The sequence below is a fragment of the Streptomyces sp. IBSBF 3136 genome, from assembly GCF_036815105.1.
In the GTDB taxonomy this organism is placed as follows: Bacteria; Actinomycetota; Actinomycetes; order Streptomycetales; family Streptomycetaceae; genus Streptomyces.
This window is the reverse complement of record NZ_JAJSZC010000041.1, coordinates 25185-44179: the sequence shown is the minus strand read 5'-3', so window position 1 is coordinate 44179 and position 18995 is coordinate 25185. Positions and strand designations below refer to the sequence as shown.

The 18995-nt window shown below is 72.4% G+C and carries 15 protein-coding genes; 7 read left to right on the top strand and 8 right to left on the bottom strand.

Annotated elements, in window-relative coordinates:
* From V7E45_RS11915 to V7E45_RS11905, 3 genes are all read right to left on the bottom strand, one after another.
* Nucleotides 1-2980: CHAT domain-containing protein (locus tag V7E45_RS11915; protein WP_333774086.1), on the bottom strand; the 2980-nt coding region annotated here is incomplete at its 3' end.
* A gap of 13 nt (nt 2981-2993) precedes the next feature.
* Nucleotides 2994-4469: a GntP family permease gene (locus V7E45_RS11910; RefSeq protein WP_333774085.1), complete on the bottom strand. Its 1476-nt coding sequence runs from the start codon at nt 4467-4469 to the stop codon at nt 2994-2996.
* Nucleotides 4470-4632: 163 nt separating this feature from the next.
* Nucleotides 4633-5043: a RidA family protein gene (locus tag V7E45_RS11905; protein WP_333774084.1), complete on the bottom strand. Its 411-nt coding sequence runs from the start codon at nt 5041-5043 to the stop codon at nt 4633-4635.
* 158 nt (nt 5044-5201) lie between these two features.
* Between V7E45_RS11905 and V7E45_RS11900 the strand changes: the two genes are divergently transcribed.
* Entirely contained in the window at nt 5202-6410 is a 1209-nt protein-coding gene (locus V7E45_RS11900) for an RNA-guided endonuclease InsQ/TnpB family protein (RefSeq protein WP_333774083.1), read from the top strand.
* Between the two features lie 13 nt (nt 6411-6423).
* Here the strand turns inward: V7E45_RS11900 and V7E45_RS11895 are convergent, their stop codons facing one another.
* On the bottom strand, nt 6424-7188 hold the full coding sequence (locus V7E45_RS11895) for an IclR family transcriptional regulator (RefSeq protein ID WP_333774082.1): 765 nt from the start codon (nt 7186-7188) through the stop codon (nt 6424-6426).
* A complete protein-coding gene (locus V7E45_RS11890; RefSeq protein WP_333774081.1) occupies nt 7185-8252 on the bottom strand; it encodes a sugar kinase in 1068 nt (355 codons plus the stop codon). The genes V7E45_RS11895 and V7E45_RS11890 overlap by 4 nt, the downstream gene beginning before the upstream one ends.
* A gap of 192 nt (nt 8253-8444) precedes the next feature.
* On the opposite strand from V7E45_RS11890, the gene V7E45_RS11885 reads away from it, so the two are divergent.
* On the top strand, nt 8445-9722 hold the full coding sequence (locus V7E45_RS11885) for an amino acid deaminase (RefSeq protein ID WP_333774080.1): 1278 nt from the start codon (nt 8445-8447) through the stop codon (nt 9720-9722).
* An 85-nt stretch (nt 9723-9807) separates the two neighbouring features.
* On the top strand, nt 9808-11418 hold the full coding sequence (locus V7E45_RS11880; protein WP_333774079.1) for an N-acyl-D-amino-acid deacylase family protein: 1611 nt from the start codon (nt 9808-9810) through the stop codon (nt 11416-11418).
* 15 nt (nt 11419-11433) lie between these two features.
* Here the strand turns inward: V7E45_RS11880 and V7E45_RS11875 are convergent, their stop codons facing one another.
* Both V7E45_RS11875 and V7E45_RS11870 read right to left on the bottom strand, forming a co-directional pair.
* The gene (locus V7E45_RS11875; RefSeq protein ID WP_333774078.1) at nt 11434-12267 is read right to left on the bottom strand and encodes a trypsin-like serine peptidase; all 834 of its coding nucleotides are present in this window, start codon (nt 12265-12267) and stop codon (nt 11434-11436) included.
* Nucleotides 12268-12397: 130 nt separating this feature from the next.
* Nucleotides 12398-13135: a hypothetical protein gene (locus tag V7E45_RS11870; protein ID WP_333774077.1), complete on the bottom strand. Its 738-nt coding sequence runs from the start codon at nt 13133-13135 to the stop codon at nt 12398-12400.
* Nucleotides 13136-13261: 126 nt separating this feature from the next.
* Between V7E45_RS11870 and V7E45_RS11865 the strand changes: the two genes are divergently transcribed.
* Entirely contained in the window at nt 13262-14473 is a 1212-nt protein-coding gene (locus V7E45_RS11865; protein WP_333774076.1) for a pyridoxal phosphate-dependent aminotransferase, read from the top strand.
* Nucleotides 14474-14570: 97 nt separating this feature from the next.
* Nucleotides 14571-14990 (top strand): SCO4983 family protein, encoded by a 420-nt coding sequence (locus V7E45_RS11860; protein WP_333774075.1) that lies wholly within the window; start codon nt 14571-14573, stop codon nt 14988-14990.
* A 241-nt stretch (nt 14991-15231) separates the two neighbouring features.
* Here the strand turns inward: V7E45_RS11860 and V7E45_RS11855 are convergent, their stop codons facing one another.
* Nucleotides 15232-17055 (bottom strand): phosphoenolpyruvate carboxykinase (GTP), encoded by a 1824-nt coding sequence (locus V7E45_RS11855; protein WP_333774074.1) that lies wholly within the window; start codon nt 17053-17055, stop codon nt 15232-15234.
* Nucleotides 17056-17347: 292 nt separating this feature from the next.
* Here V7E45_RS11855 and trhA point away from each other — a divergent pair, with 292 nt between their 5' ends.
* Nucleotides 17348-18061, top strand: a complete 714-nt coding sequence (gene trhA, locus V7E45_RS11850) for a PAQR family membrane homeostasis protein TrhA (RefSeq protein WP_333774073.1) — start codon at nt 17348-17350, stop codon at nt 18059-18061.
* Nucleotides 18062-18348: 287 nt separating this feature from the next.
* Nucleotides 18349-18981: a TetR/AcrR family transcriptional regulator gene (locus tag V7E45_RS11845; protein WP_333774072.1), complete on the top strand. Its 633-nt coding sequence runs from the start codon at nt 18349-18351 to the stop codon at nt 18979-18981.
* Nucleotides 18982-18995: the final 14 nt, after the last annotated feature.

Below are 18995 nucleotides of genomic sequence, written 5' to 3'. Positions count from 1 at the left end.
GGTCGAGCAGGCGGGCCTGGTGGGGGGCGTCGGTGCCGGTGAGGGCGGCCAGGACGCGGCGGCGCAGGGCGCTGGGGACGGCCTGCGGTGCCTTGACGGCGGTGACCGGGTCGGCGGGTTCCCCCGCCCCCGCCGCGCGCCACTCCTCGGCCAGGGCGGCGTGCCCGGTGGCGGTGAGCAGGTCGGGGACGGTCGCGGAGGTGAGGGTCGCGTGCAGGACCAGGCCCCGGCAGGCGTCCAGGGCCTGGAGGGCCTCCTCGGGGCGGTCGTCCTTCAGGCACCAGCCGGCCACCTCGAGCGCGGCGCCGGTGGCCTGGGCCGCGGCGACCGTCGCGTGGTCGGTACCGGACTGCAGCAGCGCCGCCCAGGCGTGCCCGCGCAGCGACTTCAGGCCGAGGGAGCGGGCGCTGGACCGGTCGCGGCGGTGCAGGTCGTCGCGGGTGCGGTGGGCGCGGGCGAGGGCGAGGCCGGTGTCGGCGTACAGCCGGTGCTCGGGGCCGCCGGTCTCCTCGAAGGCGCCCTCCAGCAGGGCGATGCCCTTGGCCAGCCGCTCCCGGCGGCGCACCCGGTCGATCTCCAGCTCGGACAGCGCGCAGTGGGCGATGCCGAGGCCGTTGGCGTAGCGCAGGCGGCTGTCGCTGCCCGGCTCGCACAGCTCGTGGGCCTCACGGAGCAGCCCGATGGCGGCGACGATGCCCGGCCCGTCCTGCTGGGTGACGGCGCGCACGAAGCGGGTCATGCCGGTGTCGCCGAGCACCCAGGCCCGGTGGTCGCGGGGCAGCCGGCGCGCCTGGCGGCGCAGTTCGGCGGGGCCGGGGCGGGCCGCGAGCATGGGCAGCGGCGGGACGCCGAGGTGCTGGGCCAGGTTGTCACGGCCGGCCCGGGCGTTCTCCAGGAGGGTGAGGATCTCGATGCGGGTGGGGTCCTCGTCGCTGAGCGCGGCGTGGCCGTCGGTGAGCAGGGCGATGTGCCGGTCGGCGGCGGCGAGGTCGCCGCGCCGGACGGCGGCGTGCGCCTCGAACCCGGCCTGCTGGAGGTCCATCAGCCGGCGCACGTGCCCGGGCAGGGCGGGGTCGGTGCGCAGCCGCCGCCAGGTCGCGGCGCCGGCCTCCATGTCGTCGTCGGCGCCGCCGGTCTGGCCGCGCTGGCTCTGGGCCACGAACCGGGCGAGGGTGAGGCCGTAGGCGTGTTCGTCGCCGCCGAGGCCGCCGCCCGCCTCCGCGAGGTCGAAGTCGGCGAGCACCTGGTCGAGGCCGGCGCCGGAACCGGCGCTCATCTCCTCGTGCAGGCGGGCGACGCCGGTGACGGCGTGCGCCCTGCCCCGCCAGGCCGGGTCGTGTTCCGCGCGCCGGAGCACCGCCTCGGTCAGTTCCCGGCGGTGCGCGGCGGTGATGTAGGTGCCCTCCGGATCGACGACGGTGAGGTTGCACAGCATCAGGGCGGCGAGTTCGGCCCGGCCCGGTGTGTCCGGGTCGAGGGAACGCAGCTGGGCGAGGGCCTGCTCGAAGCCCTGGATGCGGCGGTGCTGTCCGGCCACGTCCCGGGTCATGCCGCGCAGGAACTCCTCCTCGCCGAAGTCGACGAAGGCCCGGCCCTCGCGGAAGTCGTCCAGGAGGGTGGCGACGGACTCGCGCAGCAGGTCGGTGTCGAGTCCTTCCGGGCGCCCGTCGGTCTGGGGCAGGACGCCGTGGTCGGCGAGGGTGAAGCGGGCCCAGCCCTCCAGCATGCGGGCGGTCTGGGCGAGGTCGTGGACGTCGTGTTCGGCCTCCAGGACCAGGGTGGCCGCGCGCAGCACGTCCTGCGCGCGGGCGGGGTCGGGGTCGTCGTGGTGGCGGGCCTGCTGGAAGAGGGCGAGGAAGAGCGCGGCGGCGGTGACGTCGCCGTCGCGGGCCGGCTCCCACTGGTCGACGGCCCGGCGCACCAGGGCGATGCCGCGGTCGCGGCCCCCGGCGTCGTCGCGGGCCGCGGCCCGCTCGTACAGCAGCCGCCCGAACAGGTCGAGGTACTGAGGCAGCATCCGGTCCTCGGCGCCGGGCCGCTCCAGCAGCCGGCGCAGTTCGGTCTCGGCGGCGAGGCTCTGGCCGAGGTCCTTCCAGGTGGACCAGATCATGGCGCGTACGAAGAGGGCGTTGACCTCGGCCTCGAAGGCCCATTCGGGCTCGGGGCCGCCCGCCCGGCGGGTCTCGGTCAGGGCGGTGTCGAAGGCGTCGAGGGCGGATTCGAGGCGGGCGCGGTCGGCCCGGACGCGGCCGTGCACGAGGTCGGCGAGGCCCAGGCCGTAGCGCAGCAGGGGGAGGTCGGCGGGCGGGGCGGTGCCGAGCAGGGTGCGGTAGTGGCCCGCCGCCTCGGCGGCGGCGTCGGCGTCGGCGAGGTTCAGTGCGCGGTGCAGGTGCAGGTGGGCCGCCCCGGTCCGCAGCACCGTCTCCTCCTCGCCGCCCGGCTCGGTGTGCGCGAGCGCGTCGGTGTGCCGGTGCAGGGCCTCCTCCAGCAGCGGCGCGGAGTCCGGTTCGGCGAGGGCGCGCAGCTTGGCGCACAGGGCGAGCATGTAGCGCCCCCACGCCCGTTCCCAGGCGGAGCCGGGGTCGTCGGGGGGCAGGGCGGCCACGCCGTCGGACAGCAACCGCCAGGATTCCTCGACGAGTTGGCGGTCACCGCCGTCGGTGCCGCCGTCGTTCTCGTACTGCACGCCGCGCAAGTGCCCGAACCGGATCCGCCAGGACGCCCACCGCGGGCCCTGGCCGGGCGTGCGGAAGGCGTGCTCGAACGCCTCGGCGGCGAGGTCGAGTTCCTCGTCGCGGCCCGGGTCGTCGCGGAGCAGGTACAGCCGGTGGCTCAGCTCACCGGCGTACCCGCACAGGCCGGGCGCCTCCGGGTCGTCGGCGGACAGTCCCGCCAACCGGTCGTAGACGGCGTCCCGTTCGGCGGTGAGGTCGCCGAACGGGTCGGCCGGCTGGGCGGAGTGGTCCGGGTAGGAGGTCACCCGCCCATATTGCCTACACGAACACGCTCACCGCGCCCGCCATCGCGAACCCCGCCACGGAGAGCACGGACTCCAGGACGGTCCAGGTGCGCAGGGTGTCGCGTTCGCTGATGCCGAAGTACTTCGCCACCATCCAGAAGCCGCCGTCGTTGACGTGCGAGGCGAAGATGGAACCGGCCGAGATGGCCATGATGACGAGGGCCGTGAAGGCCTGGGAGTGGTGGCCCTCCGTCAGCAGCGGGGCGACGATGCCCGCCGTCGTGACGATGGCGACCGTCGCCGAGCCCTGGGCGACGCGCAGCACGAGCGAGATCAGGTACGCCAGCACGATCACCGGCAGGCCGACGCCGTCGAAGGTGTCGGACAGGGCCTGGGCGACCCCGCTGGCCTTCAGGACGGCGCCGAAGACCCCGCCCGCGCCGACCACCAGCAGGATGTTGCCGACCGGCTTGAGGGACGAGGTCGACACCGCCTCCAGGGACTTGCGGGACCAGCCGCGTCGGATGCCGAGCAGGTAGTAGGCGAGCAGCAGGGCGATGGTGAGCGCCACGAAGGGGTGGCCGAAGAACTCCAGGACCGAGCGGCCCGGAGAGGGGTCGAGGGCGATGGAGGAGAAGGTGGCGGCGAGGATCAGGACCAGGGGTGTGCCGATGATGGCGAGGACCGTGCCGAGCGGCACCGGCGTCTCCCGCGGCTGAACGCCCTGGGCCCGCTGTTCGGCGACGATGGCCCGCCTGGCCTCCTCGGCCGCCTCGACCATGTCCTGCGGTACGGCGACGAAGATCCGCCTCCCGATCCAGGCGGAGTACGCCCACGCGGCCAGGACGGCCGGGATTCCGCAGACGACACCCATGAGGATGACCCAGCCGAGCTGGACGTGCAGCAGTCCGGCGGCGGCGACCGGGCCGGGGTGTGGCGGCAGGAAGGCGTGGGTCATGGACAGGCCCGCGAGGAGGGGCAGGCAGTAGAGCAGGATCGACCTGCCGCCGCGCTTGGCGGCCGCGTACACGAGCGGCGCGAGCACGAAGATGCCGACGTCGAAGAAGACCGGGATGCCGAAGATCAGACCGGTCAGGCCCATGGCGAGGGGGGCGCGCCGCTCGCCGAAGAGGCCCAGCAGGCGGGAGGCCAGCACCTCGGCGCCGCCGCTGACCTCGAGGATCGCGCCGAGCATGGTGCCCAGGCCGATGATGATCGCGACGTGGCCGAGGATGCCGCCCATGCCGGACTCGACGGTGGAGACCGCGTCGGAGCGCTGGACGGTGCCGAAGAGTTCGGTGACCGAGAGGCCGGCCAGCAGGCCGACGGCTATGGAGACGGCGAGGAGGGCGACGAACGGCTGCAGCCGGACCTTGATGATCAGGAAGAGCAGCAGGGCTATGCCCACGGCGGCGACCGTGAGGAGTCCGGCGGTGCCGTCGACGAGGAGGAGCAGTCCTCCGGTGTGGGGTGGGGCGGCGGGGGCGGTTGCGGCGAGCGGAACGGGCATGCGGGGGTCCTCTGGGTAAGTGCATCGTGCTTTCGGGCAGGGGAGAGCGCGGCACGGCACCCGAAGGGGGTGCCGTGCCGTGCGGGACATGCGGGACATGCGGGAACTGCGTGATCGGCGGGATCGGCGTGATCGGGGGGGACTCGCGCCCGGAGGAGTTCCGTCAGCTCAGGACGGCGAGGGCGTCGATCTCGATCAGGAGGCCGGCCGGGAGACCGACGTAGACCGTGGTCCGGGCCGCGGGCGGCTGGGTGAGGTTCTGCTCGCCGAAGTACGCGTTGTAGATCTCGTTCATCTCCGGGAAGTGGTCCACGTCCGTCAGATAGACGCGGATCATCATGACGTCGTCCCAGCTCGCGCCGCCCTCTTCCAGGATCGCCTTGACGTTGGCGAGGGTCTGCAGGGTCTGCTCGCGCAGGGTGGGACCGGCCGGCGTGGGGGGCTTGCCCTCCTCGGCGGGCAGGAAGCCGACCTGGCCGGCGACCTGGAGGATGTTGCCCTTCCTCACGCCGTGCGAGAACCGCGCGGGCGGGGTGGTGTGGGTCTTCGGGGTGAGCGCGATCTTGTCGGTCATCGGGTCTCCTTCGTGGATAGCCGGGCCTTCAGGCCGGGGAGGAAACGAAGCTCCCGCGTAGGGGGGCAGGGAAAGACGAATCGCCGCCAGGGCGATGCGGCGTCTATGGCCACCGGCTGACACCCGCCGTTCACACGGAAACTGATAGAGTGTGAGCTATGGCGCAGCAGGTCAAGCGGGCGTTCAAGTACCGCTTCTACCCCACGGACGAGCAGGCAGCAGAGCTGTCGCGCACGTTCGGCTGCGTCCGTCTCGTGTACAACAAGGCGTTGGAGGAGCGCACGCGCGCGTGGTACGGCGAGCAGCGCCGCCTGTCCTACGTGCAGTCGTCGGCGGCGCTGACGGAGTGGAAGAAGACCGGGGAACTGGCCTTCCTGGCGGAGGTGTCCTCCGTCCCTCTTCAGCAGGCGCTGCGCCACCTTCAGACCGCGTTCGCCAACTTCTTCGCCAAGCGAGCGAAGTACCCGCGCTACAAGAGCCGGAAGAAGTCCCGAGCGTCGGCCGAGTACACCCGCAGCGCGTTCACGTGGCGTGAGGGGAAACTGACGCTGGCGAAGATGGTGCAGCCGCTGGACATCCGCTGGTCGCGTCCGCTGCCCGAGGGTGTGGAGCCGACTACCGTGACCGTGTCCCGCGACGCGGCCGGGCGTTGGTTCGTGTCCCTGCTGTGCGAGGACACCATCACCCCGGCCCCCGCCACCACGGCGGCTGTGGGCATCGACGCCGGGATCACTTCCCTGGTGACGCTGTCCACCGGGGAGAAGATCACCAACCCGAAGCACGAACGCCGCGACCGCGCCCGCCTCGCCCGCGCACAGCGCGAGCTGTCGCGGAAGGCGAAGGGCTCGGCCAACCGCGAGAAGGCCCGACATAAGGTCGCTCGCATCCACGCGCGGATCGCCGACCGGCGCCGCGACTTCCTGCACAAGCTGTCCACTCGGCTCGTCCGTGAGAACCAAACGGTCGTGATCGAGGACCTCACCGTCCGCAACCTGCTGAAGAACCACTCGCTCGCGCGAGCCATCTCGGATGCGTCGTGGACCGAACTTCGCTCCATGCTGGAGTACAAGTGCGCCTGGTACGGGCGCGAACTCGTCGTGATCGACCGCTGGTTCCCGTCCAGCAAGCTGTGCGGGGTCTGCGGCACGGTCCGCGAGAAGCTGCCGCTGAACGTCCGCGAGTGGACGTGTGCCTGCGGCGCCGTGCATGACCGCGACGTGAACGCGGCACGCAACACCCTGGCCGCCGGGCTGGCGGCGTCTGCCTGTGGAGACGGTGTAAGACCTCAACGGGAGTCCTCCCGGACGGGGCGGTCGTCGACGAAGCAGGAACCCCAGCGGGCGACCGCTGGAATCCCCCGCCTTTAGGCGGAGGAGGAAGTCAAACGGTGCGGTCCTTCACTGGGGTTCTTCCGGAGTACTCGCCGCTGATCGCGTCCGCCGTACGGCGCACCTGCGGGAGGAGGGAGAGGAGTTCCTCGGCGGTGACGACGACGTTCGGCGCGGAGACCGACATCGCGGCGACCACCCGGCCGTCGGCGCCCCGGACGGGGGCCGCGACACAGTTGATGGACTCCTCGTGGCCACCGAGGTCGGTGGCCCAGCCCTGTTCGCGCACCTGCTCCAACTCCCGCAGGAACGCGGCGGCGTTGGGGGTGGAACGGGACGTGTAGAGGGGATAGTCGAGCTTCTCCGCGAGAGCGCGGCGCTCGGTTTCGGGCAGGTCGGCCAGGAGCAGCTTGGCGACCGCGGCGACGGTGATGGCGACGGGCTTGCCGATGCGCGAGTACATGCGGACCGGGTAGCGGCTGTCGACCTTGTCGATGTAGAGGACCTCGTTCTCCTCGTGGACCGCGAGATGCACGGTGTGGCCGCACTGCTCGTTGAGGCGGACGAGGTGGGGGTGGGCGATCTCGCGGATGTCGAGGTTCTCCATCGCCTCCTGGGCGAGCGCGAAGAGGCGGGCGCCGAGGCGGTAGCGCTGGTCGGACTGGCGGTAGACCAGGCCGTGCTCGTGCAGGGTGCGCAGGAGGCGCAGGGCCGTGGACTTGTGGACGCCGAGCCGGTCGGCGACCTGTCCGAGGTCCGCGGGGCCCTCGGCGAGCAGCGGCAGGATGCTCAGGGCGCGGTCGACGGTCTGACTCATGGGGTGTTCGCCTCCTCCGGGGCCCGTTCGGCGTGGGTCCAGCCGGGGCCGAGTCGAAGTCTCCCCCATGCCCCGTCGTCCAGGGCGGCCAGCCGGTCGGCGTGGCTCCGGGCGGGCGGGGCGGCGAGGTCGCCGGGGACGGTGAGGGTGGCGGCCGCCACGAGGTGGCCGTGCCGGAGCCGTTCCCGCAGCGGCAGCCCGCGCAGGGTGCCGGAGAGGAAGCCGGCGGCGAAGGCGTCGCCCGCGCCGACGGTGGCCACGACGTCCACGGCCGGGGCGGGCTGGAAGACGGGCCGGGTGCCGTCCGGGTCGCCGTCCCCCCGCGCGAACACGGTCGCGCCCCCGCTCCCCTGTTTCACCACCAGCAGGCGCGGCTCGGGCAGCGCCGCCCGGATCGCCTCGGGTCCGCCGCCGGTCCCCCACGCCTGTGCGGCCTCGTCCTCGCCGACGAACACCAGGTCGGCGCGCCGGGCGAGGCCGAGCAGCACCCGGGCCGCGGCGGGGTCGGGCCACAGCCCGGGGCGGTGGTTGACGTCGAAGGAGACCAGGGGGCGCCCGGCGGCGGGCGCCGTGAGGACGCGCAGCAGTTCCAGGCAGTCCCCGGACAGCGCGGCGGTGATGCCGGACAGGTGCAGTACGCGCCCGGCGCGCGTCGCGGCCAGGTCGACGTCGGCGGGGCTCATCGCGGAGGCCGCCGAGCCCGCCCGGTAGTACGCCACCTCGTGGTCGTCCGTGTCCCGGTCCCCGGCGGTGCGGAAGTACACGCCGGTCGGCCGCTCGGGGTCCCGTCGTACCCGCGAGACGTCGACCCCGTACCGCCCGACCGCCTCCACCAGGTGCTGCCCGAACCCGTCGGCGCCGACCCGGCTCACCCACCGCGCCGAGTGGCCGTAGGCGCTCAGCGCGCAGGCCACGTTGGACTCCGCTCCCCCGATGCCCCGGTCGAAGGAGGGGACGTCGGCGAGGCGGCCGGGGCGGGTGGGCCGGAAGGTGACCATGGACTCGCCGAGCGCGACGACGTCCACGACGTCGGGTGCGGCGCTGAGGTGGCCGTCGGCGGTCACGATGGGAGAGGCTCCTCGTCGGTCGTCGGTCGTCGGGTGGCGGGCGTCGGTTCGGTCGTCGGGTGGCGGGCGTCGGTCGCCCGGTGGCGGCGGGAATCGTTGACCCCGTGTCGGCCGAGATGTTAGACAGCAGTGAGCGACATACGCAACGGACGTTGCATATAACGCAACGCACCAGATCAGGAGGCTTGGATGGCCCGCGACATCGGCACCGAAGCGCTCGCCCACCTCGCCGAGGACCGGGTCGACCACCGCTTCAAGGGCCTTCCGCCGGATGCCGTGGGTCTGACCGTCGCCGAGCTGGCCGGCCAGCGCCGCAACCTCTTCACCGACGGCTTCACCACCCCCGTGCTCGCCCTGTCCGCCGAGCGCCTGGAGCACAACCTGGCGCTCATGGAGACGTACACGGACCGGCACGGCCTGGCCTTCGCCCCGCACGGCAAGACGTCGATGGCCCCGCAGCTCTTCCGGCGGCAGATCGAGCACGGCGCCTGGGGCATCACGCTCGCGGTGCCGCACCAGGTGTGGGTGGCGCGGGCGTTCGGGATCGAGCGGATCTTCCTGGCCAACGAACTGGTCGACCCGGCCGCCCTGCGCCGGATCGCCGAGGACCTGGCGGCCGACCCGGACTTCCGCTTCGTCTGCTATGTCGACTCCGTGCGCGGGGTCGAGCTGATGGACGCGGCGCTGCGCGGCTCCGCCCGGCCGGTGGACGTCGTGGTGGAGCTGGCCGCGGGCGAGGGCGCCCGCACCGGCGTGCGCACGGAGGCGCAGTGCGCGGCCGTCGCCGACGCGGTGGCCGCCGCGGCGACGCTGCGGCTGGTCGGCGTCGCGGGGTACGAGGGCGAGGTGCCGCGGGCGGACCACCAGCGGGTGACGGCCTACCTGCGGCGGCTGACGGCGCTCGCCGCCGAGCTGGACAAGGGCGGACACTTCGCCGACACGGACGAGATCGTGGTGAGCGCGGGCGGCAGCGCCTGGTTCGACGCCGTCGCCGAGGTCTTCGCGGAGCTGCCCGCGCTCTCCCTGCCGGTCCTGAGGCTGCTGCGGTCGGGCGCGTACGTCTCGCACGACGACGGGCACTACCGCAGGCTCACCCCCTTCGCCCGGGTCCCCGAGGAGGGCGCCCTGGAACCGGCCTTCCGGCTGTGGGCGCAGGTCGTCTCCCGCCCCTCCGCCGAGCAGGCCTTCGCCAACGCGGGCAAGCGGGACGCGGCCCACGACCTGGACCTGCCCGACGCCCAGGTGATCCGCCGGGGCGGCACCGAGCGGCCGGCCGCCGGGGTGACCGTGACCGGCCTGTCCGACCAGCACGCCTGGCTGCGCACCGAGCCGGAGGCGGACCTGGAGGTGGGCGACTGGGTCGGCTTCGGCCTCTCGCACCCCTGCACGTCCTTCGACAAGTGGCAGCTGATCCCGGTGGCCGAGGCGGACGGAACGGTCGTCGACTACATCCGCACGTTCTTCTAGCCCGTACGTCCATCGAGCCCGTTCGTCCAGCCCGTTGGTCCAGCCCGTTCGTTCGTCCAGCCCGTTCGCACTTCGAGGGAGTGTCATGGAGGACCTGGTCATCCGGGACGCCGACGTCGTCGACGGCAGTGGCGCCGACTCCTACCGCGCCGACGTGGTGGTCGACGACGGCCGGATCGTCGCCATCGTCAAGGAGGCCGCGGCGGCCGGCTGCCAGCGGCCCGGCGCGCGGCGGGAGCTGGACGCGGAGGGGCTGGTCCTCTCCCCCGGCTTCATCGACATGCACGCCCACTCCGACCTCGCCCTGCTGCGCGACCCCGACCACAGCGCGAAGGCCGCGCAGGGGGTCACGCTGGAGGTGCTCGGTCAGGACGGGCTGTCGTACGCCCCGGTGGACGACCGCACGCTGGAGGAGGTCCGCCGGGCGATCACCGGCTGGAACGGGTACGGCGAGGAAGTCGACTTCGACTGGCGGTCGGTGGGCGAGTACCTGGACCGGCTCGACCGCGGGATCGCCGTGAACGCCGCCTACCTCGTCCCGCAGGGCACGGTCCGCGCCCTCGTGGTCGGCTGGGAGGACCGCGAGGCCACCCCGGCGGAGCTGGACCGGATGCGGCGCCTGGTGGCGGAGGGCCTGGAGCAGGGCGCGGTCGGCCTGTCCTCCGGGCTCACCTACACGCCCGGCATGTACGCCGGGGACGCCGAACTGACCGAGCTGTGCCGGGTGGTGGCGCGTTACGGCGGCTACTACTGCCCGCACCACCGCTCCTACGGCGCCGGCGCCCTTCAGGCCTACGCCGAGATGCTGGCGCTGACCCGGGAGGCGGGCTGCCCGCTGCACCTGGCCCACGCGACGATGAACTTCGGCGTGAACCGGGGCCGGGCACCCGAGTTGCTGGCCCTGCTCGACGAGGCGCTGGACGCGGGCGCGGACGTCACCCTGGACAGCTATCCCTACACCCCCGGCTGCACCACGCTGGCCGCGCTGCTGCCGAGCTGGGCGAGCGAGGGCGGCCCGGAGGAGGTCCTGGCCCGGCTCACCGACCCGGCGACGTCCGAGCGGATCCGGCACGACCTGGAGGCGACCGGCTCGGACGGCTGCCACGGCGTGCCCGTGGAGTGGGAGACGGTCGAGATCTCCGGGGTGGCCGACCCGGCGCTCGCGGACCATGTCGGCCGCACCGTGCGGGAGTCGGCGGAGCTGCGCGGCGAGAGTCCCTGGGCGACCGCGCGCCGGCTGCTCGTCGCGGACCGGCTCGGCACCACGATCCTCCAGCACGTCGGGCACGAGGAGAACGTCCGCGCCATCATGCGGCACCGCGCCCACACCGGCGGTTCGGACGGCATCCTGCGGGGCGCCAAGCCCCACCCGAGGGCCTACGGCACCTTCCCGCGCTATCTCGGGCACTACGTGCGCGAGCTGGGGGTGCTGACGCTGGAGGAGTGCGTCGCGCACCTCACCGGGCGCCCGGCGGCCCGGCTGCGGCTGCCGGACCGCGGGCTGGTGCGCGAGGGCCACCGGGCCGACCTGGTGCTCTTCGACCCCCGGACGGTGGGGCCCGGCGCCACCTTCGCCGAGCCCCGGACGCTGCCGACCGGGATCCCGTACGTCCTGGTCGACGGCCGCTTCGTCATCGAGGACGGCCGCCGCACGGACGTGCTCGCGGGCCGGGCGGTCCGCCGGACACCGGTGTGACCGCCCGGACCGGCGCTACGGCTTGGGCAGGGCGCAGCCGGACGCGCTCAGGTCGAGCTTGTTGCCGGTGGTGAAGCACGCCGGGATGAGGTAGGTCTCCTCGGCGTAGTTGATGCCCTGACGGACGGTCACGTTGCCGTTGGCGTCGACCTCGCAGGGGTTGTTCTCGGTGCAGCGCTCGCCGTCCTCGTTGCCCGTGTTGTTGACGGCGACCACCTTGCCGGTGGTCGTGTCGATCACGGGCGATCCCGAGGTGCCTCCGATGGTGTTGCAGGCGGAGGTGTAGCGGACCGAGTCCTTCCAGGTCCAGTCGCCCTCCTTCAGCCGGTACACGAACCCGTCGATGTTGCAGCTGTAGGTGCGCTTCCAGTAGCCGGAGACGACCTTGATGGCGGTGCCGGCGGTCGGGTGCGTGTCCTGCACGGTGAGCGGGCTGATCCCGTAGGTGCTCCTGATCGCCGCGTAGGTGGTGGTGGTGCGGTAGATCGTGACGTCCGTGTCCGTCATGGTCGAGTAGACGACCTGGTTGGCGCGGAGCGTGCCGACCCGGCTGCCGGAGGCGTTCAGCAGTCCGAAGCTGCGGCTGGAGGACTGGCCGGTGATGACCTGGCCGGGTGCCGGGAAGCCGGTCTCCAGGCAGTGACCGTTGGTCAGCACCAGCGCCGGGTCGGTGTCCGCCGAGTTCGGGAAGCGGATGACCGAGCCGGAGCAGTTGCTGAGCGAGACGGTCCCGGCGAAGTTGACGGTCACCGCCGCGGCCGCCTTGGCCTGGGGTGCGGCGACCGCGGGGGCCGCACCGACCCCGGCGATCGCCAGGGAGGAGAGTGCGGCCAGGAGAGGCTTGTTCATGTGGGGGTCCCCTCTGCAGACGTGAGCGACCGGAGATCTTCCGGCCGCCCGCTGTCTTGTCATGAGCATTCTCACGAGAGGGGCATGCCTGGGCAAGGAGGCGTCGGTGAGAGGTTTTCCCGACGGAGTGTCAGCGCTGGTCGCCCGCGGGCTTCCGGCCGCCGCCGTGACCGTGGCCCGGGCGCCCGGGGGTCCAGGTGGCCGTCGGCGTGCCGCTGAGCGTCGGTCCGGGCGCGGCGGACGTCGGGGCGGACGACGATCCGGACGGCGTGGCGGGCGGCGTGGTGGCCGCGCGCGTCGACCCGCCGGCCGTCGAGGCCGGCGCCGGGACGGCCGGGCTCGCCGGCGTGCCGGGCGGCGAGGAGACGACGCCGGGCGCGCCGGTGGTGGCCGTGACGGTCGGCGAGCCGCTCTCGGTCCCCGCGGACGCGGCATCCGGCGACACCCGGCCCCCGCTCGCCGGGTGCTGCCGGCCGCCCGGGGAGGAGGAACCGGTCAGCGCGGCGATCACCGCGACGGCACCGGCCGTGCCGAGTACTCCGGCGACGACGGCGACCCGCCGGCGCCCGCCCCGCTTGCGCCGCCGCCGGGCGTCGGCACGGCCCGGCCTCCCGGCGGGCTCGCGCGGCGCCGGGGGCACCGGGACGGGGGCGGACTCGGCCCCCGGCAGGGGTATCTGCACCGGCGGCAGCTCGCGGGTCTCGTCGTAGGCGTTCTGCCAGCCGTGGGCGGTGGCCGGATCGGCGTACTCGTCGTACGACGGGGCCGGCGCGTTCCGGGGGTGGTACACGTTCGGCGTGCCCCCCGGTTCGCCACCCGCTCCGTGTGCTCCGGACGCCCCCGCCCCTTGGTCGCGTTCGGTGGACATGGGCGCGAATTGTAGAGACGGGAGGGACTCCTGAGACAGCTACCGGCGATAACGGTGCAAAACTCCGTGTCTCACGTGGCGGATAACACGACCCGTGAGGCGTTACCGGGCCGTAAGCTCACGGGCATGCAGGTGATCCAGTCGACGAAGCTCGCCAACGTCTGTTACGAGATCCGGGGCCCGGTCCTCGAGGAGGCGATGCGGCTGGAGGCGGCCGGTCACCGCATCCTGAAGCTGAACACCGGCAACCCCGCCGCCTTCGGCTTCGAGTGCCCGCCGGAGATCCTGGAGGACATCCTCCGCAACGTCTCCACGGCGCACGGCTACGGCGACGCCAAGGGCCTGCTGGCCGCCCGCCGCGCGGTCGTCATGCACAACCAGACCCTCGGCATCGAGACGGACGTCGAGCACGTCTTCATCGGCAACGGCGTCTCCGAGCTGATCGTGATGGCGATGCAGGGCCTGCTGGACGACGGCGACGAGGTGCTCGTACCGGCTCCGGACTACCCGCTGTGGACCGCCGCCGTCTCCCTCTCCGGAGGCACCGCCGTCCACTACCGCTGCGACGAGCAGTCCGACTGGATGCCCGACCTCGCCGACGTGGAACGCAAGGTCACCGACCGCACCAAGGCGATCGTGATCATCAACCCGAACAACCCCACGGGCGCGGTCTACGACGAGGCGGTGCTCAAGGGCCTGACCGACATCGCCCGCCGGCACAACCTGCTGGTCTGCTCCGACGAGATCTACGACAAGATCCTCTACGACGGCGCCACGCACACCCCGACCGCCAAGATCGCCCCCGACCTGCTGACCCTCACCTTCAACGGCATGTCCAAGGCCTACCGGGTGGCCGGCTACCGCGTGGGCTGGATGTCGATCTCCGGCCCGCGGGCGCACGCCGACTCCTACATCGAGGGCCTGACGATCCTGGCCAACATGCGGCTGTGCGCCAACATGCCGGGCCAGCACGGCGTGGTCGCCGCGCTCAGCGGCCGCCAGACGATCAACGACCTGGTGCTGCCGGGCGGCCGGCTGCGGGAGCAGATGGACGTCGCCTACGAGCTGCTCACCCAGATCCCGGGCGTCAGCTGCGTGCGGCCCAAGGGCGCGCTGTACCTCTTCCCGCGGCTCGACCCCCAGGTCTTCAAGATCAGGGACGACCGGCAGATGGTCCTGGACCTGCTGCGCCAGGAGAAGATCATGGTCGTCCAGGGCACCGGCTTCAACTGGCCCGAGCCTGACCACTTCCGGGTGGTGACCCTCCCCAACGCGGGGGACCTCAGGGACGCGGTCGGCCGGATCGCGAACTTCCTGGACGGGTACGGCCAGCCGTAGCGCAGCGGGGCCACCGGACCGCGTTCCGTGACACGACTCAACTTTAGACGAATTCCAAGCTAGGATGGTTTCCTGTCAGCGCACAGGAGGCCGTCCCATGTACGAACCGATCCGCACCCAGTCGGTCCACAGCACGCCGGCCGGCCCGCCGTCCGACTTCCCGCACCGCTCGCGCGAGGAGGAGCTGGACATCCAGCTCGCCGGGCACCTCGCCGCGCTGCTCGCCGTCACCGACGACCTGCGTGCCCTGACCCCGTCGGCCGACCTGGACACCGCCGCCGAGCGGCTCGCCCGCGAGGTCTGCCGACTGCGGGGCGGGCGGGCGCCGTTGCGCGCGGCGCCGGGCGCCTCCGGTGACCCCGCCGGCCTGCACCGGCGCGCGCACGCCCTGGCCGGCCGCGCGCTCGTGGTCGCCGCCTCCCGGGCCGACACCGCGGCGGCGATCCTCGCCGCCGAGCGGATGGACGCGCACACCGCCGCCCTGGCCGGCTCCAAGGAGCTGAGCACGACCCGCTGACCCGCCCGGGTCCCCCTGAACGGCCCCGGTCCGCGCGCACCCGCAGCGACGTGCGGACCGGGCGCCACACACCGTGTGGACCGCCGGCCGGACTCCCCGCGCGCGGCGGCGGCAGACCCCGTACGGCACAGATCGAAGGCCCCGCACGCCGTTGTGCGGGGCCTTCGGGGTGTCACCACGGCCGGCCGTGACGATCGCTGGTCAGGGCATCCCAACCGGCCGTGGAGTCCGTGCGGCGGGATCAGCCCAGGCGCTGCACCAGCGCGCGGTACTGGTCCCACAGCTCCTTCGGGGTGTGGTCACCGAAGGTGTTGAGGTGCTCGGGGACCAGGGCGGCCTCCTCGCGCCAGACCTCCTTGTCCACCGTGAGCAGGAAGTCCAGGTCGGACGCGGACAGTTCGAGACCGTCGGTGTCCAGGGACTCCTTGGTCGGCAGGACACCGATGGGGGTCTCGACGCCCTCGGCCTTGCCGTCGAGGCGCTCCACGATCCACTTCAGGACCCGGCTGTTCTCGCCGAAGCCCGGCCAGACGAACTTGCCCTCGTCGTTCTTGCGGAACCAGTTGACGTAGTAGATCTTCGGCAGCTTGGACTGGTCCTTGTCCTTGGCCACGTCGACCCAGTGGGCCATGTAGTCGCCCATGTTGTAGCCGCAGAAGGGCAGCATCGCGAACGGGTCGCGGCGCAGCTCGCCGACCTTGCCCTCGGCGGCGGCGGTCTTCTCGGAGGCCACGTTGGCGCCGAGGAAGACGCCGTGGTTCCAGTCGAAGGACTCGGTCACCAGCGGCACGGCGCTGGCGCGGCGACCGCCGAAGAGGATCGCCGAGATCGGCACGCCCTTGGGGTCCTCCCACTCCGGCGCGATGATCGGGCACTGGGAGGCGGGGGTGGTGAAGCGGGCGTTGGGGTGCGCGGCGGGCTCGGCCGAGTCCGGGGTCCAGTCGCGGCCCTTCCAGTCCGTCAGGTGGGCCGGGGTCTCCTCCGTCATGCCCTCCCACCACACGTCGCCGTCGTCGGTGAGGGCGACGTTGGTGAAGACGGAGTTGCCCCACAGGGTCTTCATCGCGTTGGCGTTGGTGTGCTCACCGGTGCCGGGCGCGACGCCGAAGAAGCCGGCCTCGGGGTTGATCGCGTACAGCCGGCCGTCCTCGCCGAACCGCATCCAGGCGATGTCGTCGCCGATGGTCTCCACGGTCCAGCCCGAGATCGTGGGCTCCAGCATGGCGAGGTTGGTCTTGCCGCAGGCGCTCGGGAAGGCCGCGGCGACGTACTTGGACTCGCCGTGCGGCGGGGTGAGCTTGAGGATCAGCATGTGCTCGGCGAGCCAGCCCTCGTCGCGGGCCATCACGGAGGCGATGCGCAGGGCGTAGCACTTCTTGCCGAGCAGGGCGTTGCCGCCGTAGCCGGAGCCGAAGGACCAGATCTCGCGGTCCTCGGGGAAGTGCGAGATGTACTTGGTGGAGTTGCACGGCCACGGGACGTCCTGCTCGCCCGGCTCCAGCGGGGCGCCGAGGGTGTGGACGGCCTTGACGAAGAAGCCCTCGTCGCCCAGCTCGTCCAGGACGGCCTGGCCCATGCGCGTCATCGTGCGCATGGAGACGGCGACGTAGGCGGAGTCGGTGATCTCCACGCCGATCGCGGACAGCGGGGAGCCGAGCGGGCCCATGCAGAAGGGCACGACGTACATCGTGCGACCCCGCATCGAACCCCGGAACAGGCCCTTGTCACCGGAGAAGATCTCCCGCATCTCGGCGGGGGCCTTCCAGTGGTTGGTCGGGCCGGCGTCCGCCTCCTTCTCGGAGCAGATGAAGGTCCGGTCCTCGACGCGGGCGACGTCGGTCGGGTCGGAGGCGGCGTAGTAGGAGTGCGGGCGCTTGATCGGGTCCAGCTTCTTGAAGGTCCCCTTGGCCACGAGCTCGTCGCACAGCCGCTCGTACTCGGCCTCGGATCCGTCACACCAGACCACGCTGTCCGGCTGGGTCAGTTCGACGATCTCGTTGACCCACGAGATCAGTTCCTGGTGCTGGGTGGGGATACCGGTGGGAGCCGCGATGTCGCGCGCCACGATTGCTCCTAAAAGAGGGATTTTTTGTCTTGTCGCCCCGTGGGGGCCGCGACCCGGATGCTTCACGATGGTGACCTTGGGCGCTCATCCGGTGCCGACCGCACTCATTTGATCATCCGATTCTAGTGCCCATATGTCCAGAGGGCATCACAGGTGAGCGACGTGACGAATCCCACGGTTTCCGTGATTCTTTGCGTACACGTGGAGTTCAGCAGAAGAAATTTTTGCGTCACGGCCGCTCGCCAGGGCGCGCTGACGCGCGACTTACGGGGGCGTAGGTACCATGCCCCGCATGACTGCGTCCGCATCCGACGCGCCCAAGGACACGCCGGCCGACGGCCGCGGTCCCGTCGCGCTCTCCCTGCCGCACCCGGTGAAGCCCAGGCTCCGCGGTTGGCTGCACCTCGGTATGTTCCCGGCCGTGCTCATCGCGGGGCTGGTGCTCACCGCCCTCGCCGACTCCCCGCGCGGCCGTATCGCCTGCGGCATCTACACCCTCACGGCATGCCTGCTCTTCGGCGTCAGCGCGCTGTACCACCGGGGCGACTGGAGCCCCCGGATGGACGGGGTGCTGCGCCGCCTCGACCACGCCAACATCTTCCTGATCATCGCGGGCACCTACACCCCGCTGACCATGCTGCTGCTGCCGAGCAGCAAGGGGCAGTGGCTGCTGTGGGGCATCTGGGCCGCGGCCGTCGCGGGCATCGCCTTCCGCGTGTTCTGGGTCGGCGCCCCGCGCTGGCTCTACACCCCCTGCTACCTCGCGATGGGCTGGGCGGCCGTCTTCTTCCTGCCCGACTTCATGCGCGCCGGCGGCATCGCCGTCCTGGTCCTGGTGATCGTCGGCGGCCTGCTCTACAGCGCCGGGGGCGTCGTCTACGGAATCAAGCGCCCGAACCCCTCACCGCGCTGGTTCGGCTTCCACGAGGTCTTCCACTCCCTCACGCTCGCCGCGTTCGTCGTCCACTACGTCGGCATCTCGCTGGTGGCCTACCAGCACGCATAGCCCCACCCCCGCCCGCTCCGGCCACGGCTTCCCGCCGTGGCCGTTTCTCGTGCGCCCGGCACCACCTGGAACGAACCACATACTGGCAGTTCCATTGTTTTGACAGCTGATTTCATTTAATTGCTACTGTCACCGACGCCGACGAGACGCGGCGCGACCCGCGGTGGACGGCGCGGCTCGGTGCCCGGAGTCCTGGCCGACGGCGTGGACGCCGTGATCGCCGCCCGCGCGGTGGCCGGGGACCCCGGCCGTGGCCACCGCCGTGGCGGATGCCGGACAATGACCGCATGACGGCCGCACGTTCCCCCCTCACCTCCGCCGACCGGCCGCAGCCGGGGCTGCGCGAGCGCAAGAAGATCAAGACCCGCGAGGCGATCCGCACCGCCACCTACGCGCTGGTCAGGGAACAGGGCTACGACGCCACGACGATCGACCAGATCGCCGAGCGCGCCGAGGTGTCGCCGTCGACCGTCTTCCGGTACTTCCCCACCAAGGAGGACATCGTCCTCACGGACGAGTTCGACCCCGTCATCCTGGAGGAGATCAGGCAGCGGCCCGCCGAGGAGCCCTGGCCGGACACCATCCGGTACGTCATGCGCCGGGCCGTCCGGCTCGGCGCCTCCGAGGACCAGGAGGTCTCCCGGCTGCGCGCCCACCTCACCGTCCAGGTCCCCGCGGTGCGCTCCCGGATGATGGAGAGCATGTCGGCCACCGGCCGCATGCTCTGCGCGGCCATCGGCGAGCGCACCGGCCGCGACCCGGACGGCCTGGAGGTCCGGGTCTACGCCATGTCCCTGATCGGCGGCCTGATGGAGACGTCCATGTACTGGGCCGAGACCGGCTACCGGGACGACCTGACGGCGCTGATCGACCGCACCCTCGACGTCCTGGAACACGGTCTGCCCAGCCGGAAACCCTGAGGCCCCGCACCCGC

Coding starts and splice junctions, on each gene's coding strand:
- V7E45_RS11865 (WP_333774076.1), top strand. CDS start 13,262: ATGCAGGTGATCCAGTCGACGAAGCTCGCCAACGTCTGTTACGAGATC.
- V7E45_RS11845 (WP_333774072.1), top strand. CDS start 18,349: ATGACGGCCGCACGTTCCCCCCTCACCTCCGCCGACCGGCCGCAGCCG.
- V7E45_RS11910 (WP_333774085.1), bottom strand. CDS start 4,469: ATGCCCGTTCCGCTCGCCGCAACCGCCCCCGCCGCCCCACCCCACACC.
- V7E45_RS11880 (WP_333774079.1), top strand. CDS start 9,808: ATGGAGGACCTGGTCATCCGGGACGCCGACGTCGTCGACGGCAGTGGC.
- V7E45_RS11905 (WP_333774084.1), bottom strand. CDS start 5,043: ATGACCGACAAGATCGCGCTCACCCCGAAGACCCACACCACCCCGCCC.
- V7E45_RS11895 (WP_333774082.1), bottom strand. CDS start 7,188: ATGAGTCAGACCGTCGACCGCGCCCTGAGCATCCTGCCGCTGCTCGCC.
- V7E45_RS11870 (WP_333774077.1), bottom strand. CDS start 13,135: ATGTCCACCGAACGCGACCAAGGGGCGGGGGCGTCCGGAGCACACGGA.
- V7E45_RS11900 (WP_333774083.1), top strand. CDS start 5,202: ATGGCGCAGCAGGTCAAGCGGGCGTTCAAGTACCGCTTCTACCCCACG.
- V7E45_RS11860 (WP_333774075.1), top strand. CDS start 14,571: ATGTACGAACCGATCCGCACCCAGTCGGTCCACAGCACGCCGGCCGGC.
- V7E45_RS11875 (WP_333774078.1), bottom strand. CDS start 12,267: ATGAACAAGCCTCTCCTGGCCGCACTCTCCTCCCTGGCGATCGCCGGG.
- trhA (WP_333774073.1), top strand. CDS start 17,348: ATGACTGCGTCCGCATCCGACGCGCCCAAGGACACGCCGGCCGACGGC.
- V7E45_RS11885 (WP_333774080.1), top strand. CDS start 8,445: ATGGCCCGCGACATCGGCACCGAAGCGCTCGCCCACCTCGCCGAGGAC.